Origin of the sequence: Pedobacter sp. ASV1-7 (genome assembly GCF_040203335.1) — a bacterium.
GTDB lineage: Bacteria > Bacteroidota > Bacteroidia > Sphingobacteriales > Sphingobacteriaceae > Pedobacter.
In genome coordinates, this window is record NZ_JBEHBV010000005.1 from 241,461 (window position 1) to 259,739 (window position 18,279).

The following is an 18,279-nucleotide window of genomic DNA, read 5'->3' on the forward strand; positions in this document are numbered from 1 at the left end:
ATTCCGAATAAGCTTTGTATGTAATGAGTTCGGCACTTGTTTAGGCTTTCGCCTCTATCAAAAATAGCTTATTACCTGCTCATATGATTTTTTTTAAATGAACATTAGAGAAGAATTAGAAAAACGTATCCTAATTATCGACGGTGCAATGGGCACTATGATTCAGCGTTATGTTTTAACTGAAGACGATTTTAGAGGCGAACGCTTCAAAAATCACCCATGTGATGTAAAAGGGAACAATGACTTATTAAATTTAACACGTCCCGACATCATCAAAGAGATACATACCGAATACTTAAAAGCCGGTACTGATATCATTGAGACCAACACTTTTAGTACCCAACGCATTTCTCTGGCAGATTACCAGATGGAGGAGCTGGACTATGAGATGAGTTTTGAAGGAGCAAAAATTGCCAAAGAAGCTGTAAATGAGTTTATGGCAGCAAACCCAGACAGAAAATGCTTTGTTGCCGGTGCCGTAGGTCCAACCAACAGAACTTTGTCGATCTCTCCTGATGTAAATGACCCCGGTTTCAGAGCTATTACATTTGATGAACTTGTTGATGCTTATGATCAGCAGGTCCGAGGCTTAGTTGATGGCGGTGCTGACCTATTGCTAATTGAAACTATTTTCGACACATTAAATGCCAAAGCCGCTATATTCTCTATTAAAAAATATGAAGCAGAAATTGGCAAAAAAATAGAGATTATGATCTCTGGTACGATTACCGATGCTTCGGGAAGAACCTTAAGTGGGCAAACTGCTGAAGCTTTCCTAAATTCAGTAATACACGCAGATCCCATCAGCATAGGCTTCAACTGTGCACTGGGAGCGAAAGACATGAGACCTCATATTGAGGAACTTTCTGCTAAAGCACCTTGTTATGTTTCGGCTTACCCAAATGCAGGTTTACCAAATGAATTTGGTGCTTATGATGAGATGCCTCATGAAACTGCCCATCTTGTAGCTGATTTTATTCAGCATGGCTTTGTAAATATCGTGGGTGGTTGTTGTGGTACAACCCCGGAACATATAGGCTGTATTGCTGCGAAAGCAAAAAATGTAGCGCCTCGTAAAATTCCACAACTTGAGCCCTACATGCGTTTAAGTGGTTTAGAACCTGTTACCCTTACACCTGATAGTATATTTGTAAATATAGGTGAACGTACCAATATTACCGGATCACCAAAATTCTCCAAACTGATTTTAGGTGGAGATTTTGAAGCTGCACTAACTGTCGCCCGTCAGCAGGTGGAAGGTGGCGCACAGATCATTGATGTAAACATGGATGAGGGAATGATTGACTCTGAGGCCTCCATGACTAAATTCCTGAACCTAATTGCATCTGAACCTGATATTTCTAAACTACCAATCATGGTCGATTCTTCGAAATGGACTGTTATTGAGGCTGGATTGAAATGTATGCAGGGAAAAGGGATCGTGAACTCAATCTCTTTAAAAGAGGGTGAAGAAAAGTTTAAAGAAAGTGCCCGTAAAATTATGACTTATGGCGCTGCCGCAGTTGTAATGGCTTTTGATGAAAAAGGACAGGCAGATAATTATGAAAGAAGAATAGAGATCTGTAAAAGATCTTACGATATATTAGTAAATGAAATCGGCTTTCCTCCTCAGGATATTATTTTTGACCCCAACATTCTTACTGTTGCAACTGGATTAGAGGAACATAATAATTATGCAGTCGACTTTATAAACGCAACACGTTGGATTAAGGAGAACCTTCCTTATGCTAAAGTGAGTGGTGGTGTATCCAATATTTCCTTCTCTTTTAGAGGTAACAATACGGTTAGAGAGGCTATGCACTCGGCCTTCTTATACCATGCCATCAAGGCTGGACTAGACATGGGAATTGTCAATGCTGGTATGCTTGAGGTCTATCAGGAAATTCCAGTTGAACTCCTTACACTTGTTGAGGATGTTTTGCTTAATCGTCGAGAGGATGCGACAGAACGTTTGGTGGAGTATGCAGATACCATCAAATCTAAGGGAAAAGAGATCGTAAGAGATGAGGAATGGCGTAAAGGTACTGTTGAAGAACGTTTATCACATGCGCTTGTAAAAGGAATCATTGAATATCTGGATAATGATGTAGAAGAAGCTCGTCAGAAGTACCCTAGACCAATTCAGGTTATTGAAGGTCCTTTGATGGATGGGATGAATATTGTGGGTGACCTTTTTGGTGCTGGAAAAATGTTCCTGCCACAGGTGGTAAAGTCTGCCCGTGTAATGAAAAAAGCTGTTGCTTACTTACTCCCTTTTATTGAACAGGAAAAGTTAGACAACCCTGATCAGGATCAAAATTCGTCTGCAGGAAAAATATTGATGGCAACCGTAAAAGGTGATGTACATGATATTGGGAAAAACATAGTGGGTGTTGTTCTGGCTTGTAACAATTTCGAAATTGTAGATATGGGCGTAATGGTTCCGGCACAGGATATCATTAAAAAAGCCAAAGAAATTAACGCTGACATAATTGGCTTGAGTGGTCTTATTACTCCTTCACTGGATGAAATGGTACACTTTGCAAAAGAGATGGAACGTGAAGGCTTTACCATTCCTTTAATGATTGGTGGAGCGACAACATCTCGTATCCACGCAGCTGTAAAAGTAGCACCAAATTATTCTGGTCCTGCGATTCATGTATTAGACGCCTCGAGAAGTGTAACCGTGGCCAGTACTTTAATGAATATGGACACCAGAGATGAATATATTGCTGGGATCAGAGCAGAGTATGAGAAAGCTCGTGAAGCACATTTAAATAAACGCTCAGATAAACGTTTTAAAACAATTGAAGAAGCTCGTAAAGAGAACTTTAAAATAGACACTACTCTGGTAGCTCCTGCTCCTAAATTTACAGGAACAAGAATTTTTGAAGACTATCCTTTAGAAGAACTGATTCCCTATATTGACTGGACCCCATTTTTCCAGACCTGGGAACTTCGTGGAAGTTATCCAAGAATTCTGGATGATAAGGTTGTGGGAGATGAAGCTAAAAAGCTGTTTGCAGACGCCAAAGCCTTATTAAAAAGAATTGTTGATGAAAAGCTATTAACTGCTAAAGCAGTAATCGGTTTCTGGCCGGCAAATGCAGTTGGCGACGATATTGTATTAGATGTCGAAGGCAAAGAAGTGGTGATTCATACTTTACGCCAGCAAGCTGAGAAAACGGCTGACCAACCCTATTATGCACTTTCTGACTTTGTGGCACAGAAAGAAACCGGAACTCCTGATTATTTTGGAGGTTTTGCTTTAACTGCAGGTATTGGTTGTGATGAACTGGTGGCGCAATTCGAGGCTGTCTATGATGATTATAATAGCATTATGGCAAAGGCATTGGCTGATAGACTAGCAGAAGCTTTTGCTGAAAAGATGCACGAATTGGTACGTAAAGATTACTGGGGTTATGCAAAGGACGAAGCACTAGATAATGAAGCTTTAATTAAAGAAGAATATTCAGGTATACGCCCTGCACCAGGCTACCCTGCTTGCCCGGAACACACCGAAAAAGGGACCTTGTTCGAAATTCTGGATGCTGAAGCTAAGATTGGATTAAGTCTGACAGAAAGCTATGCGATGTACCCAACCGCAGCAGTTAGCGGATTCTATTTCGCCCACCCGCAATCCAGATATTTTGGATTAGGTAAAATTACCAAAGACCAGGTTGAAGATTATGCAATACGGAAAAACATGCCACTTGAAGAAGTAGAAAGATGGCTAAGTCCTAACCTTGCCTATTAAGCTTCGTAACCTTTAAAAACCAATTTTGACTAATGAAAATTATAGACCATATAACTAACGCAAAGGGTAAAACCTTATTCTCATTTGAATTATTACCTCCTGTTAAAGGGAAAAGCATTGATGAAATTTACAAAGCTATTGATCCTTTAATGGAATTTAATCCTCCTTTTATTGACGTTACTTATCACAGGGAAGATTATATTTATAAGCAGCATGACAATGGTTTATTGGAAAAGGTATCTTATCGTAAAAGACCAGGTACTGTAGCTATTTGTGCTGCAATTATGAATAAGTACAAAGTAGATGCCGTACCTCACTTGATTTGTGGTGGTTTTACAAAAGAAGAAACAGAAAATGCACTGATCGACCTTCAATTTTTGGGAATAGACAATATTTTAGTACTTAGAGGTGATGCCCGTCACGCGGATTCATCTTTTATTCCTACTCCTGGTGGCCATGCTTATGCTACGGAGTTGTTGAAACAAGTTACTGACATGAATAGTGGCAAATATCTTCATGAGGATCATTCTGCTTTTAAAACTGATTTTTGTATTGGTGTAGCCGGTTATCCTGAAAAGCATTTTGAAGCACCAAACTTAAAAACTGATTTTAAATACCTGAAGCAAAAGGTTGATATGGGTGCGGAGTTTATTGTAACCCAGATGTTTTTTGACAATAGTAAATATGTCGAATTTGTAGCCCAATGCAAAGCAAACGATATTAACGTACCTATCATCCCGGGATTAAAGCCTATCACTTCATCAAAACAATTGATAAGTCTGCCTAAAGTATTCCATATAGATCTACCTGAAGACCTTACTGAAGCCGTACAGAGCTGTAAAGACGAAAAACAGGTGAAAGAAGTTGGTATAGAGTGGATGATCAAACAATGCAAGGAACTGGTAGAAATCGGCGCCCCGGTATTGCATTTTTATACCATGAGTAACCCTGAGCCTACAAGAAAAATTGCACAGGCAATATTTTAGTCTTTAATAAGGTCAGAAAAGTTCTCTTAAACAATGCATTTTACGAAAACGTATCACAAGTGATGCGTTTTTGCTTTATTTCATTTTGTATACAGAGATTTAAAAGATCAAATTATTAATGGATCGTACAAGACGACAGCTTTGTTACTTTAATTTTGGGTACTCTTTTTGTACCTTCACATGAATTAAGCTTATTATTATGAAAAGGTTGGTGCTACTTACGGTAATTATTAGTTCTTTAACAGCTTGTACTACAATGAAGCCTGGATCTATTGGCAATGGTGGATTATCTCAATTGGGGGGAACCTGGGAACTGAATTACATTTCTGGACCAAGAATAGCATTCAATGGCCTGTATCCAGGTAAAAAACCAACCATCAAGTTTGATATCGCTGAAAAAAGATTTAGTGGTAATACCAGCTGCAATTCATTTTCTGGTCAGCTAATTGCTGATGATATCGGTATTAATTTCACAAAACCCTTTATGATGACAAAAATGGCCTGCCCTGGTGAAGGGGAGACCACTTTTGTAGAAATGCTTAAAAAAGCAAGTACCTATTCTATTTCGAATGATACTACCCTAAATTTTATGATGGGCGATATTGCTATTATGCGCTTTAGTAAGAAGTAAGCAAGTAATTTTTAAATGATTCGAAATGGGTATCCATTGCGGTAGCCTTCTTTTCTTTTACCTCAAGCGCTTTAACCTGTGCCGGAATTTCAATTTTAGCTTTCATATCTTCCGGAAAAATATCTGGAAACTTACAAGCATGTGCTGTTGAAAGGAATACGCCAGCAACCTCCTTATGATCTTGCTGGTATGCTTTTAATGCTAACCAGGCAATTGCAGTATGTGGACAAGCGATGTAACTGTATTGCGCATAAATATCTTTTATAGCTTGTAATGTCTGTTCATCAGTATAACTTGCACTCTGTACCACCTGCTTTAATGCAGCAGTATCATTCTTAAACAAATCCATAATCCTTACCCAGTTACTTGGTGCTCCGACATCCATAGCATTGGCATAAGTTTGTACTGATGGACGTGTCTCATAAATACCAGTTTGTAAGAAGCGTGGAACTGTATCATTTACGTTGGTTGCCGCAATAAATTGTTTTATCGGTAATCCTAGTTTATAAGCTAAAAGACCAGCTCCGATATTACCGAAATTGCCACTTGGCACAGAAAATACGACATCTGCTTTACCTTGCCTTTTTAACTGTGCATAAGCATTAAAATAATAGAATGTTTGTGGAATCAGTCTGGCAATATTAATAGAATTAGCTGATGTAAGGCGAAGTTTGGCATTTAGCTCATCGTCTGCAAAAGCCTGTTTTACCAATGCCTGGCAATCATCAAAAGTACCATCTATCTCAATGGCATGGATATTTTGTCCGTTAGTGCAAAGCTGTAATTCCTGAATCTCGCTTACCTTTCCTTTTGGATACAGAATAGTAACACGGGTATTGTCTACACCTAAAAAACCAAGAGCTACTGCTCCTCCGGTATCACCCGAAGTGGCAACCAGAACATCAAGGGTCTTTTCATTTTCTTTGAGGAAATAAGCCATGATACGACTCATAAACCTGGCTCCAAAATCTTTAAAAGCTAATGAAGGTCCGTGAAAAAGCTCCAACACGTAAGTTTCGGCATCAAGCTCAACTACTGGCGCTTCAAAATTGATAGCATCGTCAATAATCTTTTTAAGATCTTCAAGAGGGATGCTATCTTTCATCAATGCTGAGGCTACATTAAATGCAATCTCAGATAAACTGTATTGATCGATATTGTCAATAAATTTCTGATCTAATTGTGGAATATGAATAGGCATGTATAAACCTTTATCTAAAGGCATGCTATTAAATACCGCTGTAGGAAAGTCTACACTTAAGTTATGGTTATTGGTACTGTATAGTTTCATTTTGTTTAGTCTAAAATAATTGGCCCTTTTTTATTTACTTCAGAGACAAAAGCCAGGCTGTTAATGGCAATATTTTTTAAATGCTGTTGTAGTTTTTCTGTAATCTGTCTGGCGGTTCCAGCATCTTTTGTCAATGCGAATACTGAAGGTCCGGAGCCTGAGATTCCGAAACCTATAGCTCCTGATTCCATTGCCAATTCTCTTAATCTATCAAAATCGGGGATTAAGATAGAACGAGTTGGCTCAACTAACACATCTGTCATACTTCTTCCAATCAAGTCATAATCCCCCATAAACAAGCCACTAACAAGGCCTGCCACATTCCCCCATTGTGTTACTGCATCTTTCAATAATACTTTTGAACGGATCATCTGACGTGCATCTTTGGTTGGCACATCAACCTCCGGGTACACAATAGCCGCATGCAAATCTTGTGGAAAAGGCAGACTTATAATATCTAAAGGGCTATAACTTCTTACCAGAACGAATCCACCTAACAAAGCCGGTGCTACATTATCAGCATGACCATATCCACAGGCCAGCTCCTCGCCTTTCATAGCAAAAGGCACCAATTCCATATTAGTAAGAGGACTATCAAACAGCGCATTAATTGCAAACAAACCTGCAACAGTACTTGCTGAGCTAGAACCTAACCCACTGCCTATAGGCATCTTTTTATGCAATTCTATTTCCACCCCCACATCTGGTCGGCCTATATGTGCGAGGTATTGTTTAGCTATTGCACTTACTGTATTTTTATCCGGATTTAAAGGCAATTTGCCTTCATCACCTGTTATTTTCAAAAGAGACACACCTGGTTTATCGGTTAGCCGCATAATCACTTCATCACCTGGCTCATTTACTGCAAAACCAAGGACATCAAACCCACATACTACATTGGCTACTGTGGCCGGGGCAAAAACTTTTACTGACTTCTTCATATTTAAATTATCTCTTACCCACGTTTATGATATCTGCAAATACACCTGCCGCTGTTACCTCTGCCCCAGCTCCGGGTCCTTTAACTACAAGAGGACGTTCTCTGTATCTGTCAGTTGTGAATGATATAATATTATCGCTTCCTGATAACATATAGAAAGGATGACTGTCATCAACCATTTCCAGGGTGATGGAAACCTTACCATCTTCCAGCTTACCGATATATCTCAACACTTTATTTTCCTGAGCTGCCCGTTGCTTTAAGTTTTCGAAATGTGTAGAATTGTTTTCCATTTCTTTATAGAAATCCGGCACACTTGCTGCTGCCAGACATGCAGCAGGCAGCATACTTTCTATAGAAACATCCTTTTCTTCCAATGCATAACCGGCATCACGTGCAAGGATCAACATTTTACGCATAAAATCTTTTCCGTTAAGATCATCTCTTGGATCTGGCTCAGTATATCCTAAATCCTGAGCCTCTTTCACTACTTCATGGAACAATCTATCACCTTTAAAATTGTTAAAGATGTAGGATATTGTACCTGACAAAATAGCCTCTATTCGATTGATTCTATCCCCACTAAGCATCAGATCTTTTAATGTGCGGATAATGGGTAACCCAGCCCCAACATTTGTTTCATAAAAGAAATCAACACCATGTTTCCTTGCAGCTTCCTTAAATGCGGCATATTGTTCGTATTCTGCTGAATTTCCAATCTTATTACAGGTTACTACAGATATACTGGATTGCAGCACGTCTAAATAATACTGAATAGGATTATGACTGGCAGTATTGTCCACAAATACACAGTTAGCCAGGTTCATGGCTTTCATCTTTTTAATGAATTCTGACAATTCAGCCTTTTCACCATTGGCTTCCAATTCAGGTTCCCAGGTATTTAAGTCAATCCCATTCGGATTCAGATACATTTTACGGGTATTACAAATACCCATTACTTTTACCTGCAGGTCGTTATTCTTTGCCAGAAATGGCATTTGATTTTGCAATTGCTGGAACAAAGTTTTACCAATATTACCAGTACCCAGACAAAACACATTTAGTGTTTTCTTTAAATCTGAATAGAAAGCATCATGTACTGCATTTACAGCCTTAGAAAGATCAGCACGTGAGATAATTACTGAAATATTATACTCGGATGAACCCTGTGCAATTGCTCTGATATTTACTCCGTTACGACCAAGCGCATTAAATAATTTCCCTGAAATCCCTGGTGTACGTTTCATATTTTCACCTACAATGGCCAACACAGAAAGTCCACTTTCTACTTCCGGATATTCCAGTTTTCTTGCCTGAAGTTCCAGTTCAAATTCCTTATTGATTAAAGACAATGCCTTAAGTGCATCTGCAGGTTTTACAGCGAAAGTAATACTATGTTCAGAAGAGGATTGAGTGATAAGCACAACATTTACCTGTTCTCTGGATAAAAGAGAGAACAAACGCCCACTGAAACCTGCTTTACCTACCATTCCACTACCAGAAAGATTCAGGATACTAATTTCATCTATGGAAGAAATTCCCTTTATAGGTAAGCTTGAAGCTTGTACTCCATGTTTAATATAAGTACCCGCAAAATCAACATTGAAAGTATTCTTAATAACTATTGGTATCTTCTTTAAAAAAGCAGGAGTCATAGTTGGTGGATAAATTACTTTAGCCCCAAAATAAGACAACTCCATTGCTTCAATATAACTTAGTTCCGGAAGTGAAAATGCCTTTTTTACAATTCTTGGATCTGCAGTTAACATTCCATCAACATCAGTCCAGATCTGGATTTCTTTTGCATTTAAAACGGCACCCCAAATGGCTGCAGTGTAATCGCTTCCTCCCCTTCCTAAAGTAGTAATACGCCCCTCATCGTTGCTGGCAATAAAACCAGTTACGAACATCAATTTATCACTGTTTGCCTCGTAAAACTCTTTGATAAGTATTTCTGTGAGCTGGTTATTCACTTTGGCCTGACCAAAATTGCTGTCAGTTTTTATCAGTTCAGATCCGTCAACATAAATCGCATTAGGAAATTGCTGTCGGGCAATATGACTAACCATTACATTTGAACAACGCTCACCATAGCTCAGAATAAGATCTTTGGTTTGTAAACTCAGTTCACGGAGGTTGTATACAGATTGCAGGATATCTTCCAGCTCATTAAAATAGATTTTTAATTTGGTAAGTACAGGGTTCTGAGCAATTGCAGGTAACAATGTACGAATTACTTCAAAGTGCTTTGTTTCAATCGCTTTTAGCTGATCTGCATAATCCCGTGCATTGCGGGCATTCTCTGCCATCTCTAGCAGTGTATTGGTTACACCACCCATTGCCGAAAGTACAACAATAGGATTTTCATCACCCTTTTCTTTCTTTAAGATATCTATCAGTGCACTTATGCTTTGCGCTGAGCCGACAGATGTACCTCCAAATTTTAAAATATTCATAGTTGCTGGTTAATCAAAAAAGCGCCTTCCCCTAATAGAGGAAGGCGCTTTTCGTGGTTGTTATATTTTCTTTTTTTCAGCCCACTAGCTTACCTTCCTCCGAACAATGCCGGTGGTTGTAATTGTGGTAGTAATGGTTGAATTGTTATACATTGTATTTTTTACACTTACTGGCAGTAAAGTAAAGTTATATTTTTCTAATTAGCAAATCTTTATAAAAATAATTTATTCCCCGATCGATTTAGTAGGAATTATAAATTTGAACATTTTCTTACCTTTACCTATTATATGCAAGGATTAGTAATAAAATCAACAGGAAGCTGGTATCAGGTACATGCAGAAAATGGACTTGATTATCATTGCCGGATAAAAGGCAAATTCAGGATACAGGGTATCCAAACCACTAATCCTATTGCTGTGGGCGACCTGGTAGAATTTGAGTTGGAACCAAATTCAGAGATTGGTGTAATCAATAGACTCTATGAGCGTAGGAATTATATCATCCGTAAGTCTATTAACTTATCTAAACAGGCACAGATTATTGCAGCCAATATGGATCAGGCTTTCCTGGTAGTGACCCTGGCATCACCGCGTACATCTTTGGGTTTTATAGATCGCTTCCTGGCAACTGCAGAAGCTTATGACATCCCAGCCATGTTGATTTTTAATAAACTCGATCTCTTCCATGAGGATGGACTGGAAATTCTGGCTGCATATCAGGATATTTATGAAAACATTGGATATCCATGCTACTCTGTCTCGGCGCTAGAGGGCACCAATATAGACTTGATTGAATCATTGTTAAAAGATAAAACGACATTATTTTCAGGACATTCAGGAGTAGGAAAATCGAGCCTGATTAATGCTTTACTCCCTGGATATAGCATTAAAACTGGTGAGATCTCAGAATCTACTGATAAAGGGCAACACACCACTACTTTTGCAGAGATGCATGCTTTACCATTCGGAGGCTACTTAATTGATACCCCAGGCATCCGTGAGTTGGGTATATTCGACATCAGACCGGAAGAGCTTGGACATTACTTTAGGGAAATGAGAGACCTGATGCATGAATGTAAGTTTAACAACTGCAGACATGTCAATGAACCGGGTTGTGCCGTTATTAAGGCTGTAGAAAATGGAGAAATTGAATTGAGCAGATACGAGAGTTATCTGAGTATTTATCATGGCAACGAAACCAGGGCTTAAAACTTCATGGAGCCAGATAAGAATATATGAGAGCGGTTATACAAAGGGTTACAGAAGCAAGCTGCAAGGTAGCAGATGAAGTTACAGGCAGCATCAACAATGGTTTCCTGGTATTATTAGGCATTGAAGATGCGGATACTCAGGAAGATTTAGAGTGGCTGGCTGGCAAAATAGTAAATATGCGTGTTTTTGGCGATGAAAATGGTCTGATGAATAAAGCTCTTGCAGACGTGAATGGCAACATACTACTGATTAGCCAGTTTACTTTATTCGCTGCGACTAAAAAAGGCAACAGGCCAGGATTTACCAGGGCTGCCAGGCCAGATAAAGCTATTCCTCTTTATGAAACCATGATTAATCAACTCTCTCAGTTACTTAATAAAGAAATACAAACCGGGATATTCGGTGCCGATATGAAAATCAGCCTGATCAATGATGGCCCTGTTACCATTACTATAGATTCAAAAAACAAAGAATAATATGACCATAGCTGAAGCACAAGAAACGGTAGATCAATGGATCAAAACAACCGGCATAAGGTACTTTAACGAATTAACCAATACTGCCATTTTAATGGAAGAAGTTGGTGAAGTTGCCAGAATTATGTCTCGCAAATATGGTGAACAATCATTTAAGAAAAGTGATGAAGCTGTTGACCTTGGCGATGAAATGGCCGATGTACTGTTTGTACTTATCTGTTTAGCAAATCAAACTGGTATTGACTTAACAGCTGCGATGGAAAAAAATCTGGAAAAGAAAAGCATAAGAGATGCCGATCGTCATAAAAATAACCAGAAGTTAAAATGATCGGCATCATAATTTTACTCGTATTTAGAAAAATCTACAGCAAAGATGCAACGGTTAACCTGACTACCGTTTTGAGCTCCGGCATTAGGTTCAAACTCGGTTAAGCTCCATAAATACCCATATTGCTTTTCAAAATATAATGCTTCAGCCCCATATGGCCATCTGTACCTAACCGTGTTTGTATCGCCGTCTGTATATCTTGCTAGCCTGGCAGTAGATCCGTAAGATTCACTAGGAGAGCCAGTGCAGGACAGCCAACTTCTATTCCCTTTTCTAAAAACACCTTGAATCCCATGAGCATGACTTGAGGTAAACAAACTGTTTTTAGGAATTATTGTTTGGATACCTGAGTTTTGCACATCGCCCGATGCGTTTATAGGAAACCCGAAAATTTTAGGCACTATTGATGCGTCAGCACTTCCAGCATAGTATTGGCCTGTCCATAATTGATTATTATCGTAATTTATTTGCACAGATGAAATTGGACTTGCATTATTGATTCTATAATAGCCAACTTGTGGAAGTATATATCTGTAATTAAAAGCATAAAGATTGCCATTAGCATCCTTGCCACATTTATTACTGGTGCTAGTCCCTGTACTAACTTCAATGATTTTGTTTAAATCAAATACTCTTAATCCCAGACTTGTGCTACTTAAATAAACTTTCCCATTAAAATATGCTATTCCACCAGCATGCACATTTAAAGGAGCATAAGAACCGTACTGTGTATAATCAACTGCAGTGGTTGGCAGACTATTGTGTACTAGTAAAATATGCCTGTAGGTTAAGTAAGTACTCGAACTTGGACTTATATCTATAAGTGTTATTCTAGATCCTTTGCTTTCTGCAGCATCTTTGGCATACCAGCTTACCAATAAATAACGCACCCCATTTTTAGAAAACCCGGCTATTCCCTGTGGACGCCATAAAGATGTAGTTTCATCATCTTCATTCCACCTTATGCCTCTGATTCTATTTTCTTCAGGAATGTTAAACCCATAAACAGTAGTATAAGAACTTCCCCCAATGGCCTGGCGATTTTTATTAATCTGACTTGGGTCTAAAAATGAAAAACCAGAGCTTATATAGCTCGATGTATTTGAATAGCCATTTACACTTACAGTAGTCGCTGAAGCAACCACCTCCATACTCTTGTTTGGAGTTAGCTTATCGTTCAAATCTTCGGTTGACATGTTCTTTTTACAGGAAACTGTAAATAAACAAGAAGCCAATAATGTCCAGGTGAATTGTTTTTTCATAAGTTTTTTTAAGTTTAATAGGTTATATATTAGGTTAATCTATTGGCTTTTATAAACTTACGTAAGTTAAGTTAAGGATTTTTAATTAAAATTAAAACCAAATTAAACCATTAGTATAAACTTAAAATTTAAACATTGTTAAAAATATGTTATAATCAATACCCCGTTTGTTAACAAATATTTCAAATAGAAATGCACATAAAAAAAGCAGAACCAATATTGATCCTGCTTTTTTATAATCTTTCATTTATACATCATGCTTAAAGAAAAAACTGGTGTCTCTGATTAGACTTCGGAACTTTTCTGATTCTTCATCGGGAAAGATTCCCGGCTGCGAATAAATTCCTGTTTTTTCCCTTTACAGTACAGCCTTAATCTTACCTGCTGCTTCAGCCAATTCGTCCTGAGTTGGCTGCAACTTTGCTTTGGCGAAATTCATATCACTTACATTGTTCATAGGAATCAGATGTATATGAACATGTGGCACCTCTAATCCTACTACGGCCACTCCTACTCTCGTACACGGAAAGGCTTTTTTTAAACCTATTGCTACTGTTTTAGCAAATAAAGTTAAGCCCGCATAACTTTTATCATCCATATCAAAGATGTAGTCCACTTCCTTTTTAGGAATCACCAGCAAGTGCCCCATAACCAAAGGACTCACATCATGAAAAGCCATGAATTCGTCAGTTTCCGCAACAATATGTGCTGGAATTTCCCTGTTTACTATTTTTGAAAAGATACTAGCCATTATTTTAAATTTATCTGCTAATCTCTAAGATTTCAAATTGCATTTTTCCTGCAGGGACATCAATTTCTGTTGTATCGCCTACAGATTTACCAAGCAAACCTTTTGCAATTGGAGATTTTACAGAAATCTTTCCACTCTTGAGATCGGCTTCAGACTCTGCAACCAATTGGTACGACATTGTAGCACCGTTTTTAACGTTTTTTATTTTTACGATAGAAAGCGCAAGTACTTTCGAGGTATCTAATTTAGACTCATCAATTAAACGGGCTGTAGAAAGTGTGCCCTCCATTTTTGAGATCTTGGCTTCGTGTAAACCTTGTGCTTCTTTTGCTGCATCATACTCAGCATTCTCAGATAGATCCCCTTTATCTCTTGCTTCGGCAATCGCCTTTGAAATCTGTTGTCTGCCAGTAGTTTTTAAATACTGTAGTTCTTCTTTCAATTTATCCAGCCCCTCTTGGGTATAATATGTTACTTCTGTCATAGCTCAATTATTTTGTCAATCCTATAAAAAGCAAACAAGACTACATCGGCTTTATCGCCTACATAGTCTTGCTTCAATTAAAACGAAGATAATGGGGTCTTCCGACAAAAACAAATATTTTAAATATTTTAACTTTTCCCTTACAAGAAGCCTTGAAGTAATTAATCCACAGGATACAAACTTCTCAGCTTATCAATAAGCACTTCAGATATCTTTCTATAAGAATCGAATGTCCATCCACCAACATGAGGAGTTAATATAACCTTATCAGATGATTTTAGCTCATTGTACCAATCTTGTTCTACAAGGGCTGGGAACTTCTCTACCTGTAAAACATCCAGTCCAGCACCCAATATTTTACCTTGATCAAGCGCTTTTAAAATGGCTGATACACTAGCCACTTCTCCTCTGGCAGTATTGATAAAGAATATAGGTTTGCGAAAATGAAAAAGGTATTCATCATCAATCATTTGGCGAGTCTCTTCGGTTAAAGGAATGTGTAAGCTCAGCACATCGCATTGCTTTACTATTTCTTCCATACTTACCTCTTTTGCATATTCATCACTAAAACCCGTTTTATATTTATCGTATGCAATTACATGAACTCCAAAACCGGCAAGCTTTTTAGCGAAACTCTGTCCCATGAAGCCATAACCAATTATACCAACAGTTTTTCCTTTCAACTCATATCCACGGTTACCTTCTCTATCCCATACACCATTACGAATCTGTATATCAGCTTGTCTGAAATTATTCATCAGAGCCAGTAACATCCCTGTTGCATGTTCTCCCACAGCATCCATGTTTCCTTCAGGGGCATTTAACAACTCTATTCCTTGTTGCTTTGCAAAAGGCACATCGATATTGTCCATTCCTGCACCAGCTCTTGCCACAAATTTAAGGTTTGCCCCGGCCTGCATAAGTTCTTTATCAATCTTGAATTTTGTACGAACAGCAATGCCGTCATAATCTGCAATGACATCAAGTGTTTCGGCTCTGGTAATTAATGGTCGATCATGAACCTCAAAGCCCATTGCAGTGGCACTTTCTTTAAATATAGGGTGCAAATCGTCTACAATTAAGATCTTTCCTTTCATTTGTATACTTATGTTTTTATAGCGGTTAGTTAACCTGATTAAAAAATATTACTTAGTCAATTCTGTAAGGTGTACAGTAAGTTCAATAAAGTCTGCCACACTTAACTGTTCTGCACGTTTATCAAAAAATGGATGTGTATCCATTTTGTCTTTAGGCACCACTCCTGAAAGTGCATTCCTCAAAGTCTTTCTACGCTGGTTGAAACCTGCCTTTACTGTACGCCAGAATAATTTCTCATCACAAGGCAAAGTTTCAACATTGTTTCTGCTTAACCTGATTACTCCTGAATTTACCTTTGGTGGCGGATTAAATGTACCAGGCTTTACAGTAAACAGGTACTCAATATCATAATAAGCCTGGATCAAGACACTTAATATACCATAATCTTTGGTTCCTGATTTAGAAGCACATCTCTCTGCAACTTCTTTTTGGAACATACCAACCATTTCCACTACGTTTTGTCGGTTCTCCAATATTTTGAAAAGGATCTGAGAAGATATATTATAAGGAAAATTACCAATGATGGCATATTTCTCTTTAAAAATCGCTGAAAGATCGAGCGCAAGAAAATCTCCATTAATCAGCTTCTCACCCAACTGAGGATATTTTTGTTGTAAAAAGTGATAAGATTCCACATCAATATCTATCAGATAGGTTTCGATATCCGTACGTTCCAGTAAAAGATCGGAAAGAATTCCCATACCTGGTCCGACTTCCAGCACTTGTTTGTATTTATCGGTATGGACAAGGCCGTTTACGATCTTAGCAGCAATGTTTTTATCAGTTAAAAAATGTTGCCCTAAATGTTTTTTTGCTTTAACCAAACTCATATATTCTCCCTTAAAAACTGCAAAATAAGTAAAGTTTTACCAGCATCAGGCTAACATTAATTGAAAAACTGTAATTTGCGCCAAATTTCTATTCAGGCATGAGCAATAAAATTAAAATTGGAATTAGCATTGGCGACATAAATGGGATTGGATTAGAAGTAATCTTAAAATCCTTATCAAACAATAGCATACTTGACTACTGTACGCCAATAGTATACGGCCATACAAAAGTTGCTTCTTATCATAGAAAGGCTTTAGGCTTAACAGACTTTGCTTTTAACGTGATCAATGATCCATCGACAGCCAATATAAAAAAGGCTAACCTGATTAATTGCTGGGAAGAAGATGTAAAGATTGACCTTGGTGTTTCTAACGAAACGGGTGGAAAATATGCTTTACTATCTCTGCAGAAAGCAACAGATGCATTGATAAAAGGTGAGATTGATGCTTTGGTTACTGCACCGATTAATAAACATAATATACAATCGGAAACTTTTAAATTTCCAGGTCACACAGAATACCTACAAGAACAAAGTAACAGCCCTGAAGTTTTGATGTTCATGATCAGCGAAGACATCCGTGTCGGTGTTGTCACAGGACATATTCCGGTTAAAAATATTTCGCAAAACATTACCAAAGAAAAAATTGTAAAAAAACTACTCATGATGAATGAGAGTTTAAAAAAAGATTTTTGGATTGAAAAACCTAAGATTGCGGTATTAGGACTAAACCCTCATGCTGGCGATGGGGGCCTTTTAGGTAATGAAGAACTAGACATTATCACACCTGCCATTCAGGAAGCGTTTGATAAAGGAGTAATCTGTTTTGGCCCATACCCTGCAGATGGCTTCTTTGGCAATGGTAGTTATAAACAATTTGATGCCGTGCTAGCAATGTATCATGATCAGGGTTTAATTCCGTTTAAGACTATTGCTTTTGGCACAGGGGTAAACTTCTCTGCGGGTTTAAAGATTGTACGTACATCACCTGACCATGGTACTGGTTATGATATAGCAGGTAAGAATCTTGCAGATCCTTCGTCATTCATAGAAGCAATTTTTGCTGCTACACATATTGTCAGGAACAGAAGAGAGCAACAAGCGCTATTAAGTAACCAATTAAGAACAGGCGGAAAAGTTATTGAAACAGCCTCGGATATGAAAGATGATGCGAATTAAAAAAGATTTGCAACCATTAAAAATTATCTCTACATTTGCGGGCTAAAATTTTGTTACAATTGAAACCATTAAAACAATTTTCAATCCCATTTACTGGCTTAAAAATTGGCAAACATCAGTTTGATTTTGAGATTGATAACAGCTTTTTTGATGCTTTTGAATACTCTTTAGTAAAAAAAGGAGAATTAAAAGCAGAAGTTGAGCTAGACAAGCAAGAAACGATGTTGATACTTCATTTCCACATAAAAGGAAACATAGTATTAGATTGCGACAAATGTTTAGCTGAATTTGAGGCACCAATAGAGTTAAACGAAAGGCAGATTGTAAAATTTGCTGAGGATGAATTAGAAAGCGATGATCTTGAGATCATTGTGTTAAGCAAAAAGGAGAGCGAGCTTGATGTCTCAGAACTGATTTACGAATTCATCACTGTATCGGTTCCTTATATTAAGATCTGTGAAGAAAACGGTAGCGGACAGAAATGTGATCAGGAAATGATTGCAAGACTTGAAAAATTATCGGTTGGTTCACAACAAGAAGAAGAACAACAAAATGACGACCCAAGGTGGGCTGCATTAAAGAAATTAAAATAATAATTA

At 37.9% G+C, this 18,279-nt stretch carries 16 protein-coding genes; 8 read left to right on the forward strand and 8 right to left on the reverse strand.

Annotated features, from left to right (window positions below; translation table 11 throughout):
* Window positions 1-97 precede the first annotated feature (97 nt).
* The 3 genes from metH (at window position 98) to ABDJ41_RS13545 (ending at window position 5,374) form a co-directional block, all read left to right on the forward strand.
* Window positions 98-3,757 (forward strand): methionine synthase, encoded by a 3,660-nt coding sequence (metH, locus tag ABDJ41_RS13535; RefSeq protein ID WP_349786583.1) that lies wholly within the window; start codon window positions 98-100, stop codon window positions 3,755-3,757.
* A 32-nt stretch (window positions 3,758-3,789) separates the two neighbouring features.
* Entirely contained in the window at window positions 3,790-4,743 is a 954-nt protein-coding gene (metF, locus tag ABDJ41_RS13540; protein ID WP_349786584.1) for a methylenetetrahydrofolate reductase [NAD(P)H], read from the forward strand.
* 199 nt (window positions 4,744-4,942) lie between these two features.
* Window positions 4,943-5,374 (forward strand): META domain-containing protein, encoded by a 432-nt coding sequence (locus ABDJ41_RS13545; protein WP_349786585.1) that lies wholly within the window; start codon window positions 4,943-4,945, stop codon window positions 5,372-5,374.
* Here the strand turns inward: ABDJ41_RS13545 and thrC are convergent.
* From thrC to thrA, 3 genes are read right to left on the reverse strand one after another with little or no spacing between them, the layout of a single operon-like run.
* Complete coding sequence (gene thrC / locus ABDJ41_RS13550) at window positions 5,361-6,665, reverse strand: threonine synthase (RefSeq protein WP_349786586.1); 1,305 nt, start codon at window positions 6,663-6,665, stop codon at window positions 5,361-5,363. The two genes, ABDJ41_RS13545 and thrC, sit on opposite strands and share 14 nt — an antisense overlap.
* 5 nt (window positions 6,666-6,670) lie before the next feature.
* Entirely contained in the window at window positions 6,671-7,606 is a 936-nt protein-coding gene (locus ABDJ41_RS13555) for a homoserine kinase (protein WP_349786587.1), read from the reverse strand.
* 7 nt (window positions 7,607-7,613) lie between these two features.
* A complete protein-coding gene (gene thrA / locus ABDJ41_RS13560) occupies window positions 7,614-10,061 on the reverse strand; it encodes a bifunctional aspartate kinase/homoserine dehydrogenase I (protein WP_349786588.1) in 2,448 nt (815 codons plus the stop codon).
* A 288-nt stretch (window positions 10,062-10,349) separates the two neighbouring features.
* On the opposite strand from thrA, the gene rsgA reads away from it, so the two are divergent.
* The 3 genes from rsgA to ABDJ41_RS13575 are packed head-to-tail and all read left to right on the forward strand — an operon-like array spanning window position 10,350 to window position 12,077.
* Window positions 10,350-11,270: a ribosome small subunit-dependent GTPase A gene (gene rsgA, locus ABDJ41_RS13565; RefSeq protein ID WP_349786589.1), complete on the forward strand. Its 921-nt coding sequence runs from the start codon at window positions 10,350-10,352 to the stop codon at window positions 11,268-11,270.
* A 26-nt stretch (window positions 11,271-11,296) separates the two neighbouring features.
* On the forward strand, window positions 11,297-11,749 hold the full coding sequence (gene dtd, locus ABDJ41_RS13570) for a D-aminoacyl-tRNA deacylase (RefSeq protein ID WP_349786590.1): 453 nt from the start codon (window positions 11,297-11,299) through the stop codon (window positions 11,747-11,749).
* A gap of 1 nt (window position 11,750) precedes the next feature.
* Window positions 11,751-12,077 (forward strand): nucleotide pyrophosphohydrolase, encoded by a 327-nt coding sequence (locus ABDJ41_RS13575; protein ID WP_349786591.1) that lies wholly within the window; start codon window positions 11,751-11,753, stop codon window positions 12,075-12,077.
* Window positions 12,078-12,091: 14 nt separating this feature from the next.
* Here the strand turns inward: ABDJ41_RS13575 and ABDJ41_RS13580 are convergent, their stop codons facing one another.
* From ABDJ41_RS13580 to rsmA, 5 genes are all read right to left on the reverse strand, one after another.
* Window positions 12,092-13,339 (reverse strand): hypothetical protein, encoded by a 1,248-nt coding sequence (locus ABDJ41_RS13580; protein ID WP_349786592.1) that lies wholly within the window; start codon window positions 13,337-13,339, stop codon window positions 12,092-12,094.
* Window positions 13,340-13,697: 358 nt separating this feature from the next.
* Window positions 13,698-14,090, reverse strand: a complete 393-nt coding sequence (locus ABDJ41_RS13585; RefSeq protein WP_349786593.1) for an HIT family protein — start codon at window positions 14,088-14,090, stop codon at window positions 13,698-13,700.
* A gap of 10 nt (window positions 14,091-14,100) precedes the next feature.
* A complete protein-coding gene (greA, locus tag ABDJ41_RS13590; RefSeq protein WP_349786594.1) occupies window positions 14,101-14,574 on the reverse strand; it encodes a transcription elongation factor GreA in 474 nt (157 codons plus the stop codon).
* Between the two features lie 161 nt (window positions 14,575-14,735).
* The gene (locus tag ABDJ41_RS13595) at window positions 14,736-15,671 is read right to left on the reverse strand and encodes a 2-hydroxyacid dehydrogenase (protein WP_349786595.1); all 936 of its coding nucleotides are present in this window, start codon (window positions 15,669-15,671) and stop codon (window positions 14,736-14,738) included.
* Between the two features lie 48 nt (window positions 15,672-15,719).
* Window positions 15,720-16,502, reverse strand: a complete 783-nt coding sequence (gene rsmA / locus ABDJ41_RS13600; RefSeq protein WP_349786596.1) for a 16S rRNA (adenine(1518)-N(6)/adenine(1519)-N(6))-dimethyltransferase RsmA — start codon at window positions 16,500-16,502, stop codon at window positions 15,720-15,722.
* 98 nt (window positions 16,503-16,600) lie between these two features.
* Here rsmA and pdxA point away from each other — a divergent pair, with 98 nt between their 5' ends.
* Together pdxA and ABDJ41_RS13610 are read left to right on the forward strand one after the other, a co-directional pair.
* Entirely contained in the window at window positions 16,601-17,680 is a 1,080-nt protein-coding gene (pdxA, locus tag ABDJ41_RS13605) for a 4-hydroxythreonine-4-phosphate dehydrogenase PdxA (RefSeq protein WP_349786597.1), read from the forward strand.
* A gap of 59 nt (window positions 17,681-17,739) precedes the next feature.
* Entirely contained in the window at window positions 17,740-18,273 is a 534-nt protein-coding gene (locus tag ABDJ41_RS13610; protein WP_349786598.1) for a YceD family protein, read from the forward strand.
* Window positions 18,274-18,279 lie beyond the last annotated feature (6 nt).